This window comes from Dyella sp. 333MFSha (assembly GCF_900102405.1).
Taxonomy (GTDB): domain Bacteria; phylum Pseudomonadota; class Gammaproteobacteria; order Xanthomonadales; family Rhodanobacteraceae; genus Luteibacter; species Luteibacter mycovicinus.
Genome location: NZ_FNBR01000011.1, coordinates 1 through 16018, shown reverse-complemented (window position 1 = coordinate 16018; position 16018 = coordinate 1). Strand labels below are relative to the sequence as shown.

The window sequence follows — 16018 nt, the reverse complement described above, 5'->3', positions numbered from 1 at the left end:
ATCGTGATGCCGCGTGCCTTCTCTTCCGGCGCCGCATCGATCGAACCGTAGTCCTTGAACTCGCCACCGAAACGCTCGGCGCCGATCTTGGTCAGCGCGGCGGTCAGCGTGGTCTTGCCGTGGTCGACGTGACCGATGGTGCCGACGTTGACGTGCGGCTTCTTACGCTCGAACTTACCCTTTGCCATGACTCTGAAACCTCTGAAAAATCGTTAAAAGTTTTTATGAAGAAGTCCGATCAGGACTTCTTCATGACCTCGTCGGCGACATTCTTCGGCGCCGGCTCGTAATGATCGAATTCCATCGTGAACGTCGCACGACCCTGGGTCTGCGAGCGCAGCGAGGTCGCGTAGCCGAACATTTCGCCGAGCGGAATCATCGCGTTGACGGTCTTACCCGACGGCGTCTCTTCCTGACCGGTCAGCATGCCACGACGGCGGCTGATGTCGCCCATGACGTCACCGACGTAGTCTTCGGGCGTCACGACCTCGACCTTCATGATCGGCTCGAGCAGAACCGGCTTCGCCTTGGCAAAGCCCTGCTTGAACGCCATCGATGCGGCGAGCTTGAACGCCATTTCCGACGAGTCGACGTCATGGTACGAACCGAAGACCAGCTTCACCTTGACGTTGACGACCGGGAAGCCCGCGAGCGGACCGCTGGTGATCGTCTCACGGAGGCCCTTCTCGACCGAGGGAATGAATTCCTTCGGGATCACGCCGCCGGTGATGTCGTTGATGAACAGGAAGTCGTCCTTGATGACCAGCTTCGGATCGGCGCGGTCGGCATCGGTGATCGGCGACAGCTCGATCACGACGTGACCGTACTGACCCTTACCACCGGACTGCTTGGCGTGCTTGTAGTCCGACTTGACGTCCGAATCCTGAATCGTCTCGCGGTAAGCGACCTGCGGCTTGCCGACGTTGGCTTCGACGTTGAACTCGCGACGCATGCGGTCCACCAGGATGTCCAGGTGAAGCTCGCCCATGCCCGAGATGATCGTCTGGCCCGACTCTTCGTCCGTCTTGACGCGGAAAGACGGATCTTCCGCAGCCAGACGGCCGAGGGCGATACCCATCTTTTCCTGGTCCGACTTGGTCTTCGGCTCGACCGCCATCGAGATCACCGGCTCCGGGAACGTCATGCGCTCCAGAGTGATGACGTGATCCTGCGCGCACAGCGTGTCACCGGTCGTGACGTCCTTCAGGCCGACCGCGGCGGCGATGTCGCCCGCGCGGACTTCCTTCAGTTCGTGACGCTCGTTGGCGTGCATCTGCAGAATGCGGCCGATGCGCTCCTTCTTCGACTTGACCGGGTTATACACCTGGTCACCGGCGTTCAGCGTGCCCGAATAGACACGGAAGAACGTCAGCGCGCCGACGAACGGGTCGGTCATGATCTTGAACGCGAGCGCCGAGAACGGAGCGTCGTCCTTGGCCGGACGGGTATCCGGCTTCTCGTCCTCGTCGATGCCTTCGACCGGCGGACGGTCGAGCGGCGACGGGAGCAGATTGACGACCGCGTCGAGCATCGCCTGGACGCCCTTGTTCTTGAACGCCGTGCCGCAGAACACCGGGATGATCTCGCTCTTGAGCGTGCGCAGGCGCAGGCCCTCGATGATCTCTTCCTCGGTCAGCTCTTCGCCGCCCAGGTACTTGTCCATCATCTCTTCCGTGGCCTCGGCCGCGGCTTCGATCATGGCGGTACGGGCCGACTCGGCCTTTCCCTGGAGGTTCGCCGGGATGTCCTGGTACTCGAACTTCATGCCCTGGGACTCCATGTCCCAGATGATCGACTTCATCTTGAGGAGGTCGACGACGCCCTCGAAGCCATCTTCGGCACCGATCGGGACTTGCATCTCGACCGGGTTGGCGCCGAGACGAGCCTTCAGCTGGTCGACGACCTTGTAGAAGTTCGCGCCGGTGCGGTCCATCTTGTTGACGAACGCAAGGCGCGGCACCTTGTACCGGTTGGCCTGACGCCAGACGGTTTCGGACTGCGGCTGCACGCCACCCACGGCGCAGAGCACGAACACCGCACCGTCGAGGACGCGGAGCGAGCGCTCCACTTCGATGGTGAAGTCGACGTGTCCCGGGGTGTCGATGATGTTGAAGCGGTGCTCGGGCAGCGAACGATCCATGCCCTTCCAGAATGCCGTGGTGGCAGCGGAAGTGATGGTGATGCCGCGCTCCTGCTCCTGCTCCATCCAGTCCATCGTAGCGGCACCGTCGTGCACCTCGCCAATCTTATGACTGACACCGGTGTAGAACAGGATGCGCTCCGTGGTCGTGGTCTTGCCGGCGTCGATGTGAGCCATGATGCCGAAGTTGCGGTAGCGCTCGATGGGCGTAGTGCGTGCCACGGTCTTTCCTCAATCTGGAGCTGTAATTACCAGCGGTAATGCGAGAAGGCCTTGTTGGCCTCCGCCATGCGGTGCGTTTCTTCGCGCTTTTTGACGGCGCCGCCACGGGATTCCGAGGCTTCGAGCAGTTCAGCGGCCAGCTTGCGCGGCATGGACGTCTCGCCGCGCTTGCGCGCCGCGTCGATCACCCAGCGCATGGCAAGCGCCATACGACGGCCCGGACGGACTTCGACCGGCACCTGGTACGTAGCACCACCGACACGACGCGACTTGACTTCGACGGCCGGGGCGATATTGCCCAGAGCCTTCTCGACAAGCTGCACCGGCTCGGCGTGCTTTTCGCCGATGTGCTGCAGGGCGCCGTACACGATGGATTCGGCGACGGACTTCTTGCCGGACTTCATCACCATATTGATGAAGCGGGCGATCAGCTGGCTTCCGTGCTTCGGGTCCGGGAGGACCACACGGGCGGGATGGGAACCTTTACGCGACATAATTCTTGTCCTTTACTCAGCTCTTCGGGCGCTTGGCGCCGTACTTCGAGCGCGACTTGCGACGCTTGGTCACGCCGGCGCAGTCGAGACTGCCGCGAACCGTGTGATAACGCACACCGGGGAGATCCTTGACGCGACCGCCACGGATCAGGACCACCGAGTGCTCCTGGAGGTTGTGACCTTCGCCACCGATGTAGCTGATGACTTCGAAACCGTTGGTCAGGCGCACCTTGGCAACCTTACGCAGCGCCGAGTTCGGCTTCTTCGGGGTGGTCGTATACACGCGCGTGCAGACGCCGCGGCGCTGCGGGCTGCTCTGCAGGGCCGGCGAGGCGCTCTTGTACGCCTTCGGGCTGCGGGATTTGCGCACCAACTGGTTGACTGTCGTCATGCGAAGCTATTCCTGAGAAACATAAAGGCAGACCGAAAGATCGGCCCGCCATAAAAACGTTGTTGACGTGCGCCGCCCGCGAAGCGAACTGGCGCCCATCGTCCTTGAATCCGAACACGAGGCGCGTCCCTGCGCCTCATTTCGTATGTACAAGCAAAACCCGCGATACGGGCCTTACTCAGCGCTATCGTTGGACCCGGCAGCGGATTCAGCGAACGTGACGGTCGATGCCGAACCCGAGAGGGTTTCGAGCTCCGAAGCCGTCAGACCGCCCTGGCTACGACGCGAAGCGTGGTATGCCAGACCCGTACCTGCAGGGATTAGCCGCCCAACAATAACATTTTCTTTCAGGCCCCGCAACGTATCCCGGGTACCGCGAACCGCTGCCTCGGTGAGGACGCGGGTGGTCTCCTGGAACGATGCCGCCGAGATGAACGACTCGGTGGCCAGCGATGCCTTGGTGATGCCCAGCAGGACCGATTCGAAGCCGGCGCGACGCTCACCACGAGCCTCCGCGCGGTCATTCTCTTCATTGATCCGGACGCGCTCCACCTGCTCACCGCGCAGGTAGGTGCTGTCACCCGCCTCGGTGATCTCGACCTTACGCAGCATCTGGCGAATGATCGCTTCGATGTGCTTGTCGTTGATCTTCACGCCCTGCAGGCGGTAGACGTCCTGAATTTCCTTGACCAGGTACGAAGCCAGCGGCTCCACACCCAGCAGGCGCAGGATGTCGTGCGGATTCGGCTCGCCGTCGACGACGGTTTCGCCCTTCTCCACGTGCTCGCCTTCGAAGACGATGACCTGACGCCACTTCGGAATCAGCTCTTCGTGCTCGTTGCCGTCCACGTCCTTGATGATCAGACGCTGCTTGCCCTTGGTGTCCTTGCCGAAGCTGACGATACCGGAGCGCTCCGCGAGGATCGCCGGCTCCTTCGGCTTGCGGGCTTCGAACAGATCGGCGACGCGCGGCAGACCACCGGTGATGTCGCGGGTCTTCGAGGTCTCCTGCGGGATACGAGCGACAACGTCGCCCACGCCCACTTCGGTACCGTTCTGGATCGACACGATCGCGCCGGCCGGCAGGAAGTACTGAGCCGCGATGTCCGTGCCCGGCAGCTTGAGCTCGCGGCCCTTGCTGTCTTCCAGGCGAACGATCGGGCGCAGATCCTTGGCCTGCGTACCGCGACGCTTCGGATCGGTGACCACCGCCGACTCGAGACCGGTGAGTTCATCGGTCTGCGACTGCACGGTGATGCCGTCGATGAAGTCGATGAAGCGCACCACGCCCGCCACTTCCGTGACGATCGGGTGGGTGTGCGGATCCCAGTTGGCGACGGTCTGACCGGACTTGACCGGGTCGCCGTCCTTCACCGAAATCGTCGCACCGTAAGGCACCTTGTAGCGCTCACGCTCGCGACCGTTGGCATCGATGACGCTCACTTCGCCCGAACGCGAGACGGCGACCAGGTGACCCTGGTTGTGCTCGACCGACTTCAGGTTGTTGAACTTCAGCGCGCCGGTGGTACGAACCGTGACGTTATCGACCGCTGCCGCACGAGACGCCGCACCACCGATGTGGAACGTACGCATCGTCAGCTGGGTACCCGGCTCACCGATCGACTGAGCGGCGACCACACCCACGGCCTCACCCATGTTGACCAGGTGACCACGGGCCAGATCGCGGCCGTAGCAGAGGGCGCAGACACCGTGGCTCGCACGGCAGGTGATCGGCGAACGGACCTTGATCAGCTGCACCGAAGCCTTGTCGAGCTTGTCGACCAGATACTCGTCGAGCAGCGTGTCGCGGGTCACGATGGCCTGGTCGTCGTCGCCGGGGGCGTAGACGTCCTCGACCACCACGCGACCCAGCACGCGCTCGCGCAACGGCTCGACCACGTCACCGCCTTCGACGATCGGGGACATCATGACGCCGTCTTCCGTGCCGCAATCGTGCTCGGTGATGACGACGTCCTGCGCCACGTCGACGAGACGACGGGTCAGGTAACCGGAGTTGGCGGTCTTCAGCGCGGTATCCGCGAGGCCCTTACGAGCACCGTGGGTCGAGTTGAAGTACTGCAGCACGTTCAGGCCTTCGCGGAAGTTCGCCTTGATGGGCGTCTCGATGATCGAGCCATCCGGACGGGCCATCAGGCCACGCATACCCGCCAGCTGACGAATCTGCGCCGCACTACCACGCGCACCGGAGTCCGCCATGATGTACAGCGAGTTCATCGACTTCTGGTTGACCGTCTTGCCTTCCGGGTCCTGGACCTTCTCGGTACCGATACCGTCGATCATCGCCTTGGCGACGAGTTCGTTGGTGCGGGACCAGATGTCGACGACCTTGTTGTAACGCTCGCCGGCGGTCACGAGACCCGACTGGTACTGCTCCTGGATCTCGACGACTTCCTTCTCGGCTTCCTCGAGGATGCCCTTCTTCTCAGCCGGGATCTTCATGTCGTCGATACCGATGGAGATACCGGCACGCGTCGCGAAACGGAAGCCGGTGTACATCAGCTTGTCGGCGAACACGACCGATTCCTTCAGACCGAGCAGACGGTAGCTCTGGTTGATCAGGCGCGAGATGTTCTTCTTGGTCAGCTCGGTGTTGACCAGCGCGAACGGGAGGCCGTCCGGGATGATCTCCATGAGCAGCGCGCGGCCCACCGTCGTGTCGACGATGGCGGTACGCGACGAGGTCGCACCCTCCGAGTCCTGCTCGGTGATGTGAACGCGGACCTTGACCTTGGCGTGCAGCTCGACGGCGCGGTTGTCGTACGCACGACGCACTTCGCCGACGTTCGCGAACACCATGCCGGCGCCCTTCGCGTTGATCAGCTCGCGTGTCATGTAGTACAGACCGAGCACGACGTCCTGCGACGGCACGATGATCGGCTCGCCGTTGGCGGGCGACAGGATGTTGTTCGACGACATCATCAGGGCGCGCGCTTCGAGCTGTGCCTCGATCGACAGCGGCACGTGGACGGCCATCTGGTCACCGTCGAAGTCGGCGTTGAACGCCGTGCAGACGAGCGGATGCAGCTGGATCGCCTTGCCTTCGATGAGGACCGGCTCGAACGCCTGGATGCCCAGACGATGCAGGGTCGGAGCGCGGTTGAGCATGACCGGATGTTCGCGGATCACGTCTTCCAGGATGTCCCAGACCTGTGCCTCTTCGCGCTCGACGAGCTTCTTCGCGGCCTTGATGGTCGTGGCTTCGCCGCGAGCCTGCAGCTTGGCGAAGATGAAGGGCTTGAACAGCTCGAGCGCCATCTTCTTCGGCAGACCGCACTGGTGCAGACGCAGCGTCGGGCCGACCACGATGACCGAACGGCCCGAGTAGTCGACGCGCTTGCCGAGCAGGTTCTGACGGAAGCGACCCTGCTTGCCCTTGATCATGTCGGCGAGCGACTTCAGCGCGCGCTTGTTCGTGCCGGTGATGGCACGACCGCGACGGCCGTTATCGAGCAGCGCATCGACCGACTCCTGCAGCATGCGCTTCTCGTTGCGGACGATGATGTCCGGCGCGGCGAGTTCGAGCAGACGCTTGAGGCGGTTGTTGCGGTTGATCACACGACGGTAGAGGTCGTTCAGATCGGAGGTGGCGAAACGACCGCCGTCCAGCGGGACGAGCGGACGCAGATCGGGCGGCAGCACCGGCAGGACGGTCATGACCATCCATTCCGGCTTGTTGCCCGACTCGAGGAACGCCTCGATCAGCTTCACGCGCTTGGTGAGGCGCTTGAGCTTGGTCTCGGAATTGGTCGAAGAGATCTCTTCCTTGAGGCGAATGACTTCGCCCGGCAGGTCGAGACTCTTGAGCAGCTCGTAGACGGCCTCGGCACCCATGCGGGCATCGAACTCGTCGCCGTGCTCTTCGGTCGCTTCCAGGTACTGGTCTTCGCTGAGCAGCTGGCCGCGCTCGAGCGCGGTCAGGCCTGGATCGATAACCACGAAGGCTTCGAAGTACAGGATGCGCTCGATGTCACGCAGCGTCATGTCCAGCATGAGGCCGATGCGCGACGGCAGCGACTTCAGGAACCAGATGTGCGCGGTCGGGCTGGCCAGCTCGATGTGGCCCATGCGCTCGCGACGGACCTTGGCCAGGGTGACCTCGGTACCGCACTTTTCGCAGACCACGCCGCGGTGCTTCATGCGCTTGTACTTGCCGCACAGGCACTCGTAGTCCTTGATCGGACCGAAGATGGCGGCGCAGAACAGACCGTCACGCTCAGGCTTGAACGTGCGGTAGTTGATGGTTTCCGGCTTCTTCACTTCGCCGTACGACCACGAACGGATCAGCTCCGGCGAAGCCAGAGCGATCTTGATCGCGTCGAAGTCCAGCGTCTGTCGCTGCTGGTTGAACAGATTGAGCAGGTCTTTCATGCGTAATCTCCGGTAGCCGCGACGATCACTTGATCTCTTCCAGCTCGATATCGATAGCGAGCGAACGGATTTCCTTCACGAGCACGTTGAAGGATTCCGGCATACCCGCGGACATCTCGTGGTTGCCGTCGACAATGTTCTTGTACATCTGGTTGCGGCCCTGCACGTCATCCGACTTCACGGTCAGCATTTCCTGCAGGGTGTACGCGGCGCCGTAGGCCTCGAGCGCCCAGACTTCCATTTCGCCGAAGCGCTGGCCACCGAACTGCGCCTTGCCGCCCAGCGGCTGCTGGGTAACGAGCGAGTACGGGCCCGTCGAACGCGCGTGCATCTTGTCGTCGACGAGGTGGTTCAGCTTCAGCATGTGCATGTAGCCCACGGTGACCGGGCGATCGAATGCCTCGCCGGTACGACCGTCGAAGAGCACCGTCTGACCGGATTCCGGCAGGCCGGCGAGCTTCAGCATGTGCTTGATCTCGGTTTCTTCCGCGCCGTCGAAGACCGGGGTGGCCATCGGGACGCCATCGCGCAGGTTGTCGGCGAGCTGGATGATCTCGGCGTCCGTCATCGACTTGAGGTCGACGTGGCGCACCGCACCTTCCGCACCGGCATTGCCGTGGTTGTAGACCTCGTCGAGGAACTCGCGCAGCTTCGCCGGCTTCTCGTTGGCTTCGATCATGGCCGAGATCTTGTGGCCCAGGCCCTTGGCGGCCCAGCCCAGATGGACCTCGAGAATCTGACCGATGTTCATACGCGAAGGCACGCCCAGCGGGTTCAGGCAGATGTCGACCGGACGGCCGTCGGCGGAGAACGGCATGTCTTCGACCGGAACGATCATCGACACGACACCCTTGTTGCCGTGGCGGCCTGCCATCTTGTCGCCCGGCTGGATGCGGCGCTTAACGGCGAGGTACACCTTGACCATCTTGAGCACGCCCGGAGCGAGGTCGTCGCCCTGGGTGATCTTGCCCTGCTTCTCCTTGAAGCGCTTGTCGAAGGCCTCGCGGTGACGCTTGACCTGGTCGGCCGCGCGCTCGAGGAACTCCGAGACTTCCTCTTCCTTGACGTTGATCTTGAACCAGTCGTCTTTCTTCAGCGTATCGAGGTAGGCGTCGTCGATGACGGTGCCGCGCTTGAGACCGCCCGGACCGCTCATCGCGGACTTGCCGACGAGCTGCGCACGCATACGTGCGTAGATGGCGCCTTCGAGGATGCGGAACTGATCGTCCAGATCCTTGCGGATCCGCTTCAGTTCGGTCTCTTCGATCTGCTTGGCGCGCTTGTCCTTCTCGATACCGTCGCGGGTGAAGACCTGCACGTCGATGACATTGCCGTCCATGCCCGGGGGCACGCGCAGCGAGCTGTCCTTAACGTCCGACGCCTTCTCGCCGAAGATGGCGCGGAGGAGCTTCTCTTCCGGCGTCAGCTGGCTCTCGCCCTTGGGCGTGACCTTGCCGACGAGGATGTCGCCCGCCTTCACTTCCGCACCGATGTACACGATGCCGGATTCGTCCAGACGAGCCAGCGCCTGCTCACCCACGTTCGGGATGTCGGCGGTGATTTCCTCGGCACCCAGCTTGGTGTCACGGGCGATGCAGGTCATTTCCTCGATGTGGATCGAGGTGTAACGATCTTCCTGGACCACGCGCTCGGAGATGAGGATCGAGTCTTCGAAGTTGTAGCCGTTCCACGGCATGAACGCGACGAGCATGTTCTGGCCGAGCGCGAGCTCACCGAGGTCGGTCGAGGAACCGTCCGCCAGGGTGTCGCCCACCGCCACGATGTCACCGACGTTCACCAGCGGACGCTGATTGAGGTTGGTGTTCTGGTTGGAGCGGGTGTACTTGGTCAGCGTATAGATATCGACGCCGGCGTCGTTCTCGTCCACTTCCGCTTCGTTGACGCGCACGACGATACGGGCGGCATCGACCTGGTCGATGACACCGCCGCGCTTGGCGGACACGGTAACGCCCGAGTCACGCGCCACGGCGCGCTCGATACCCGTGCCGACGAGCGGCTTCTGGCTGCGCAGGGTCGGAACGGCCTGGCGCTGCATGTTGGCGCCCATCAGAGCGCGGTTCGCGTCATCGTGCTCGAGGAACGGCACGAGTGCCGCCGCGACCGACACCGTCTGCATGGGCGAAACGTCCATGTAGTTGATCTCGGCCGACGGACGCAGCTCCGACTCACCGCGGAAGCGGCAGGAGACGAAGTCTTCGAGGAACTTGCCTTCCTTCGACAGCGGCGAGTTCGCCTGCGCGATGACGTGGTCGCCCTCTTCGATGGCGGAGAGGTAATCGACCTTGTCGGTGACCTTGCCGTTCTCGACCTTGCGGTACGGCGTCTCGAGGAAGCCGTAAGCGTTGGTGCGGGCATACACGGCCAGCGAGTTGATCAGGCCGATGTTCGGACCTTCCGGCGTTTCGATGGTGCAGACACGGCCGTAATGGGTCGGGTGAACGTCGCGGACTTCGAAGCCGGCGCGCTCACGGGTCAGGCCGCCTGGTCCGAGCGCCGACACGCGGCGCTTGTGGGTCACTTCGGACAGCGGGTTGTTCTGATCCATGAACTGCGAGAGCTGCGACGAACCGAAGAACTCCTTCACCGCCGCCGCGACCGGCTTGGCGTTGATCAGTTCCTGCGGAGTCAGGCCTTCGGATTCAGCCAGCGACAGACGCTCGCGAACCGCGCGCTCGACACGGACGAGACCGATGCGGAAGGTGTTTTCCGCCATTTCGCCGACCGAACGCACGCGACGGTTACCGAGATGGTCGATATCGTCGACCGTGCCGGTGCCGTTGCGAATGTCGATCAGGACGCGCAGGACGTCGAGGATGTCGGAGGTCTCGCCCTGCTCGGCGACCAGACGCTGCGACTCTTCTTCCTTGCGCTCGGAGAAGTACTTGTGATCGTAGAGCACGCCCGGACCGATGACGTCCTTGCGGCCGACACGGCGATTGAACTTCATGCGGCCGACGCCCGAAAGGTCGTAACGGTCGAAGGTGAAGAACAGATTGAAGAACAGATTTTGCGCGGCATCCTTGGTCGGCGGCTCGCCCGGACGCATCATCCGGTAGATTTCGACCAGGGCCTCGAGCTGCGTGCGCGTGTTGTCGATGCGCAGCGTGTTCGAGATGTACGCACCACGATCGAGATCGTTGACGTACAGCGTCGGCACGGTTTCGATACCGCCCTTGCGGAACTTCTCGAGGTGCTCGAGGGTGAGCTCGTCGTTGGCCGCGGCGATGATCTCGCCCGTGTCCTTGTCGATCATGTCGATCGCGACGATACGGCCGACCGGGTAGTCGTCCGGCACTTCGAGCGTGGTGATCTTCTCGCTGGCCAGCTGACGGACGTGGCGCGCGGTGATGCGCTTGCCGGCCTCGACCAGCACCTTGCCGTCGACCAGCAGGTCGAACGAGAGGGTCTCACCGCGCAGGCGCTCGGCGACGAGATCGAGCGTGACGCCGCCCTTCTTGCCCAGGTGGAACACGTTGTGCTCGAAGAAGATGTCGAGCATCTCTTCGTTGCCGTAACCGAGCGCGCGCAGGAGCACCGTCACCGGCAGCTTGCGGCGACGATCGATACGGGTGAACAGCGCGTCCTTCGGGTCGAACTCGAAGTCGAGCCACGAGCCACGGTAAGGAATGACGCGAGCCGAGAACAGCAGCTTGCCCGAGCTGTGCGTCTTGCCGCGGTCGTGATCGAAGAACACGCCCGGCGAACGATGCAGCTGCGAGACGATGACGCGCTCGGTGCCGTTGATGATGAAGGTGCCGGTGTCGGTCATGAGCGGGATCTCGCCCATGTAGACCTCCTGCTCCTTGACGTACTTCACGGCCTTCTTGGAAGCCGGGCTGTCCTTGTCGTAGATCACCAGGCGGACCGTCGTGCGCAGCGGCGCACCGAACGTCATGCCACGGTTGCGGCATTCACGTTCATCAAACGCGGGTTCGCCGAGCCTGTAGTCGACGTACTCGAGCGCGGCATTGCCGGAATAGCTGGAAATCGGGAACACCGACTTCAGGGCGGCGTGGAGGCCCTTCTCTTCGCGCTGCTTGGAGCTCAGCTGCTCCTGCAGGAATTCCTTGTACGAGTCAGTCTGGATGGTCAGCAGGTTGGGCACGCCCAGCACGGGCGGGCGCTTGCCGAAGTCCTTACGGATGCGCTTCTTCTCGGTAAACGAGTAGGTCATGGTAGGTACCGCCTCGACTCAGTAATGGGTCAATCAAAAATCGGATGGATCGAAAATCGGAGATCGAGATTCGTACCGCAGGGCATCGCTGCCCTCGACTCCCGATGTCCCATTTCCGACAGGGACAGCGTGGAACATGACGCGTGACGCTTCGAACAGGCCGCTGAACGGCCAAAGCCCGGGGGCTTACGCCCCCAGGCTCACTTGACGCTATGTCGAACTACTGGCGCGCAAGGCGCCGATTACTTGAGTTCGACCGTGGCGCCGGCAGCTTCCAGATCCTTCTTGAACTTGGCAGCGTCGTCCTTCGAAGCGGCTTCCTTCACGACGCCACCGGCTTCGGTCAGGTCCTTCGCTTCCTTCAGGCCGAGGCCGGTGATGGCGCGGACAGCCTTGATGACGTCGACCTTCTTGTCGCCGGCGGACTTGAGGATCACGTCGAACTCGGTCTGCTCTTCAGCGGCCGGGCCGGCAGCGGCCGGGCCAGCGGCGGCAACCGGAGCGGCAGCCGAGACGCCAAAGGTGTCTTCGATCGACTTAACCAGTTCCATGATTTCCATCAGGGACTTGGCCTTGATGGCTTCGACGATCTGTTCGGTGGTCAGGGTGGACATTGTTTCTTACCTTTAAATGGTTTCGATGAGAAAAGTCGGCGAACTTAGGCGGGTTCGGCTTCGGTCGGGGCGTCGGCGGCGACTTCGCCACCACCCTGCTGATCGGCCACTGCCTTGACGGCGCGTGCGAACATCGCAGCCGGTTCGGACAGGACGCGGGCCAGCATGGCAAGCGCTTCCTGGCGGGTCGGCAGCGACGCGAGAACGTCGACGTGCGCCGGGGGAAGCAGCTTGCCTTCCACCGAAACGACCTTCGGGATGAGCTTGTCGTTAGACTTTGCGAATTCCTTGATCACGCGCCCGGCAGCGCCGGGTTCTTCGAGCGAGAACGCATAAAGCAGCGGACCGACGAGAGCGTCCTGGACGACCTCGAACTCGGTTCCGGCGACAGCGCGGGCGGCAAGCGTGTTCTTGACAACTTTCAAGAAAACGCCCGACTCGCGTGCCTTCTTACGCATCGCGGTCATCTGAGAGACCGTGGTGCCTGCGTACTCGACAGCGACCAAGGAGTGAGCCTTAGCGGCGATTTCTGCCAGCTCTGCGACTACTTCTTGCTTCTGGGACAGATTGAGAGCCATTGCACTCCTCCAATTGAACTCCGCTCACGACTCCTGCCGTTTGCGGTCCTGGGCGACATCGTCCTGACGTCGGGGACACGACGTGTCCCGGGTGGTGGCCTTTCCCCATTCGAAACGAATACGGAAGGGGCTACACCATCTACGCAGGCCGGACACCGCGAGGTACCCGATTAAGCGAACCCGCTAACGACGACGGCGTTTCCATGCCAACACGAGCTCCCTGCTCGTCGCCGTCGCGCGCTGAACGCGCCTACGGTCTTTGACGGCTACCGCGGACTTGCGCCCCCGGCTGCCCTCAAAAACGTTCCCCCGCCGGCGAACCGGCGGAGGCCGTAAAACCGATTACTTGGCCGAGGTGTTCACGGTCGAGGTATCGACCGGCACGCCCACGCCCATGGTGCTCGACAGCGCGACCTTCTGGATGTACTGACCCTTGGCTGCGGAAGGCTTGGCCTTCAGCAGGTCGGCGATCAGGGCATTCAGGTTGTCGGCCAGCTGGGCGGCTTCGAAGCTCGCCTTGCCGATGGTGGCGTGGATGATGCCACCCTTGTCGTTACGGAACTTGACCTGGCCGGCCTTGGCGTTCTTGACGGCCGTGGCGACGTCGGCGGTGACCGAGCCGTCCTTCGGGTTCGGCATCAGGCCACGGGGACCGAGGACCTGACCGAGCTTACCGACGACGCGCATCGCGTCCGGCGTAGCAATGACGCGGCCGTAGTTCAGATCGCCAGCGGCCATCTTCTCGGCGAGGTCGTCCATACCGACAGCGTCGGCGCCGGCGGCGAGAGCGGCGTCAGCCTTCTCACCCGGCGGCACGAACACGGCCACGCGAACGGTCTTGCCGGTGCCGTGCGGCAGCAGCGAGGAACCGCGAACGCCCTGGTCGGACTTCTTCGCGTCGATGCCGAGACGGACCGAGACGTCGACCGACTCGCCGAACTTGGCCTTGGCGTTGTCCTTGACGATCTTCAGCGCTTCGTCGAGACCATAGGTCTTGCCGGGCTGGACAGCGGCCGATGCGGCCTTCATACGCTTCGTGAGCTTTGCCATGACTTAACCCTCCACCACCAGACCCATGGAACGCGCGCTGCCGGCGATCGTACGCACGGCAGCTTCGAGATCAGCAGCCGTGAGATCCGGCTCCTTCTGCTTCGCGATTTCCTCGAGCTGGGCGCGGGTGACCTTACCGACCTTGTCGGTGTTCGGCTTCTGCGAACCCTTGGCCACGCCCGTGATCTTCTTGAGAAGGATCGAGGCCGGCGGGGTCTTCGTGATGAAGGTGAAGGTACGGTCCGAATAGGCCGTGATCACGACCGGGATCGGGAGACCCGGCTCGAGCTTCTGCGTGGCGGCATTGAATGCCTTGCAGAACTCCATGATGTTCAGACCGCGCTGACCGAGGGCCGGACCCACCGGCGGCGACGGGTTAGCCTGACCGGCCTTGACCTGCAACTTGATGTAACCAATGACTTTCTTTGCCATTTAACTTTCCTCGCGAGTGCTGACGCCTTGCGGCTCCTCGCTGTTGACCTTCCGTGGTGGTGAGGGGATTCGCACCTGCGAACCCCTGAAACGCGGACACGCCGAAGCGCAAGGCTCCAGCGTGGACCGGGCATTATAGACGTCCGACCCGGGCTAAGCAACCCGATGCCGAATGGGCGGGAGCGATCCCGCCAGGAGGCCCTTAGGCCTTCTCCACCTGGCCGAATTCGAGCTCGACCGGGGTAGAACGACCGAAAATGAGCACCGCGACGCGCAGGCGGCTCTTTTCGTAGTTGACTTCTTCGACGACGCCATTGAAGTCGTTGAACGGACCTTCGGTGACACGAACCATCTCGCCCGGCTCGAAGAGAACCTTCGGACGGGGCTTCTCGACACCCTCGCGCACGCGACTGAGAATAGCGTCAGCCTCGGTATCGCGGATCGGGTGCGGACGGTCGGCGGTGCCGCCGATGAAACCCATGACCTTCGGGGTTTCCTTGACCAGATGCCAGCATTCGTCGTCGATGCGCGGCACCTTGCCGCTCGTATCGGTTTCGATCTGGACCAGAACATAACCCGGGAAGAACTTGCGCTCGCTGCGACGCTTCTGGCCACCGCGCATCTCGATGACTTCCTCGGTCGGAACCAGGATCTCACCGAACTTCTCTTCCATACCTTCGCGCACGACGCGCTCGGTCAGGGCCTTGCGAACCTGCTGTTCGAAACCCGAATAGGCGTGAACCACGTACCAGCGCTTGCTCATGCCTTACCTCAATGTCCGAGCTTAAGCAGCCAATCGAGCACGATGGTTTTAAGCAACCAGTCGATCAGCCCCATCAGCAGCGAGAGAATGATGACGACCACGATGATGATGCCGGTGGTCTTCAACGTTTCGTCGCGCGACGGCCAGACGACCTTGCGCAACTCGAACTGCGATTCGGAGATGAAACCACGCAGCTTGCGGCCGGGCACCGTAAAGGCACCGATCGCCATGGCGGCGACGACCGCCGCGATAACGCCGACGACGCGTGCGAAGGACGGCACGCTCGGGTTATCGCTGAAATAGTAGAAACCGACGATGCCGGCGACGAGCACCACCAGCGCGAGCGCCAGCTTGCCGAAATCGGCCGGGCCCATACTCTTGGCTTGTTCTGCCTTGGTGTTCATGCGCGCTTGGCCTGGTGCCTGACGGACGTAGCGAGCGAAACCGCCTGCTTGCGCCCGGCGTCAACCGCCGTCGTTCCTCGAAAAGTGGCACGCCAGGAGGGACTCGAACCCCCAACCTGCGGTTTTGGAGACCGCTGCTCTGCCAATTGAGCTACTGGCGTACAAATGAAACCGTTGAACCGCGGGGCGGGCAGTCAAAGACCGACCCGCCCCGCGACCGGGTGCCGACCCCGAGGGGCCGGCATCACTTATCTTACTTGTTGATCTTGGCGACGACGCCGGCGCCGACGGTACGACCGCCTTCGCGGATCGCGAAGCGCAGGCCTTCGTCCATGGCGATCGGGAA

At 62.7% G+C, this 16018-nt stretch carries 12 protein-coding genes, 1 tRNA gene and 1 pseudogene; all 14 read right to left on the bottom strand.

Going from position 1 to position 16018, the window contains the following annotated elements:
* Positions 1-188 (bottom strand): GTP-binding protein (locus BLT40_RS19790; RefSeq protein WP_231873829.1); only part of this gene is annotated, 188 nt, incomplete at its 3' end.
* Between the two features lie 50 nt (positions 189-238).
* Positions 239-2362, bottom strand: coding sequence for an elongation factor G (gene fusA, locus BLT40_RS19785; RefSeq protein WP_090356256.1), 2124 nt, complete (start codon positions 2360-2362; stop codon positions 239-241).
* 26 nt (positions 2363-2388) lie between these two features.
* On the bottom strand, positions 2389-2856 hold the full coding sequence (gene rpsG / locus BLT40_RS19780; protein WP_036115503.1) for a 30S ribosomal protein S7: 468 nt from the start codon (positions 2854-2856) through the stop codon (positions 2389-2391).
* 16 nt (positions 2857-2872) lie between these two features.
* On the bottom strand, positions 2873-3247 hold the full coding sequence (gene rpsL / locus BLT40_RS19775; protein WP_036115505.1) for a 30S ribosomal protein S12: 375 nt from the start codon (positions 3245-3247) through the stop codon (positions 2873-2875).
* Between the two features lie 174 nt (positions 3248-3421).
* A complete protein-coding gene (rpoC, locus tag BLT40_RS19770) occupies positions 3422-7636 on the bottom strand; it encodes a DNA-directed RNA polymerase subunit beta' (protein ID WP_043692604.1) in 4215 nt (1404 codons plus the stop codon).
* 25 nt (positions 7637-7661) lie between these two features.
* Entirely contained in the window at positions 7662-11831 is a 4170-nt protein-coding gene (gene rpoB, locus BLT40_RS19765) for a DNA-directed RNA polymerase subunit beta (protein WP_036115511.1), read from the bottom strand.
* A gap of 242 nt (positions 11832-12073) precedes the next feature.
* Entirely contained in the window at positions 12074-12445 is a 372-nt protein-coding gene (gene rplL / locus BLT40_RS19760; RefSeq protein ID WP_036115514.1) for a 50S ribosomal protein L7/L12, read from the bottom strand.
* Between the two features lie 44 nt (positions 12446-12489).
* On the bottom strand, positions 12490-13023 hold the full coding sequence (gene rplJ / locus BLT40_RS19755) for a 50S ribosomal protein L10 (RefSeq protein ID WP_036115517.1): 534 nt from the start codon (positions 13021-13023) through the stop codon (positions 12490-12492).
* A 342-nt stretch (positions 13024-13365) separates the two neighbouring features.
* Positions 13366-14073: a 50S ribosomal protein L1 gene (rplA, locus tag BLT40_RS19750; protein WP_036115519.1), complete on the bottom strand. Its 708-nt coding sequence runs from the start codon at positions 14071-14073 to the stop codon at positions 13366-13368.
* 3 nt (positions 14074-14076) lie between these two features.
* The gene (gene rplK, locus BLT40_RS19745) at positions 14077-14505 is read right to left on the bottom strand and encodes a 50S ribosomal protein L11 (protein ID WP_036115523.1); all 429 of its coding nucleotides are present in this window, start codon (positions 14503-14505) and stop codon (positions 14077-14079) included.
* A 202-nt stretch (positions 14506-14707) separates the two neighbouring features.
* Positions 14708-15268: a transcription termination/antitermination protein NusG gene (gene nusG / locus BLT40_RS19740; protein ID WP_036115527.1), complete on the bottom strand. Its 561-nt coding sequence runs from the start codon at positions 15266-15268 to the stop codon at positions 14708-14710.
* Between the two features lie 8 nt (positions 15269-15276).
* Positions 15277-15672, bottom strand: a complete 396-nt coding sequence (gene secE, locus BLT40_RS19735; RefSeq protein ID WP_051943919.1) for a preprotein translocase subunit SecE — start codon at positions 15670-15672, stop codon at positions 15277-15279.
* 85 nt (positions 15673-15757) lie between these two features.
* Positions 15758-15833, bottom strand: a tRNA-Trp gene (locus BLT40_RS19730).
* 92 nt (positions 15834-15925) lie between these two features.
* A pseudogene (locus BLT40_RS19725) lies at positions 15926-16018 on the bottom strand (elongation factor Tu); the annotation flags it as partial.

Excerpts from the sequence above, each read along its gene's own strand:
- rpsG (WP_036115503.1), bottom strand. The coding sequence starts at position 2,856 with ATGTCGCGTAAAGGTTCCCATCCCGCCCGTGTGGTCCTCCCGGACCCG.
- rpsL (WP_036115505.1), bottom strand. The coding sequence starts at position 3,247 with ATGACGACAGTCAACCAGTTGGTGCGCAAATCCCGCAGCCCGAAGGCG.
- rpoC (WP_043692604.1), bottom strand. The coding sequence starts at position 7,636 with ATGAAAGACCTGCTCAATCTGTTCAACCAGCAGCGACAGACGCTGGAC.
- rpoB (WP_036115511.1), bottom strand. The coding sequence starts at position 11,831 with ATGACCTACTCGTTTACCGAGAAGAAGCGCATCCGTAAGGACTTCGGC.
- rplL (WP_036115514.1), bottom strand. The coding sequence starts at position 12,445 with ATGTCCACCCTGACCACCGAACAGATCGTCGAAGCCATCAAGGCCAAG.
- rplJ (WP_036115517.1), bottom strand. The coding sequence starts at position 13,023 with ATGGCTCTCAATCTGTCCCAGAAGCAAGAAGTAGTCGCAGAGCTGGCA.
- rplA (WP_036115519.1), bottom strand. The coding sequence starts at position 14,073 with ATGGCAAAGCTCACGAAGCGTATGAAGGCCGCATCGGCCGCTGTCCAG.
- rplK (WP_036115523.1), bottom strand. The coding sequence starts at position 14,505 with ATGGCAAAGAAAGTCATTGGTTACATCAAGTTGCAGGTCAAGGCCGGT.
- nusG (WP_036115527.1), bottom strand. The coding sequence starts at position 15,268 with ATGAGCAAGCGCTGGTACGTGGTTCACGCCTATTCGGGTTTCGAACAG.
- secE (WP_051943919.1), bottom strand. The coding sequence starts at position 15,672 with ATGAACACCAAGGCAGAACAAGCCAAGAGTATGGGCCCGGCCGATTTC.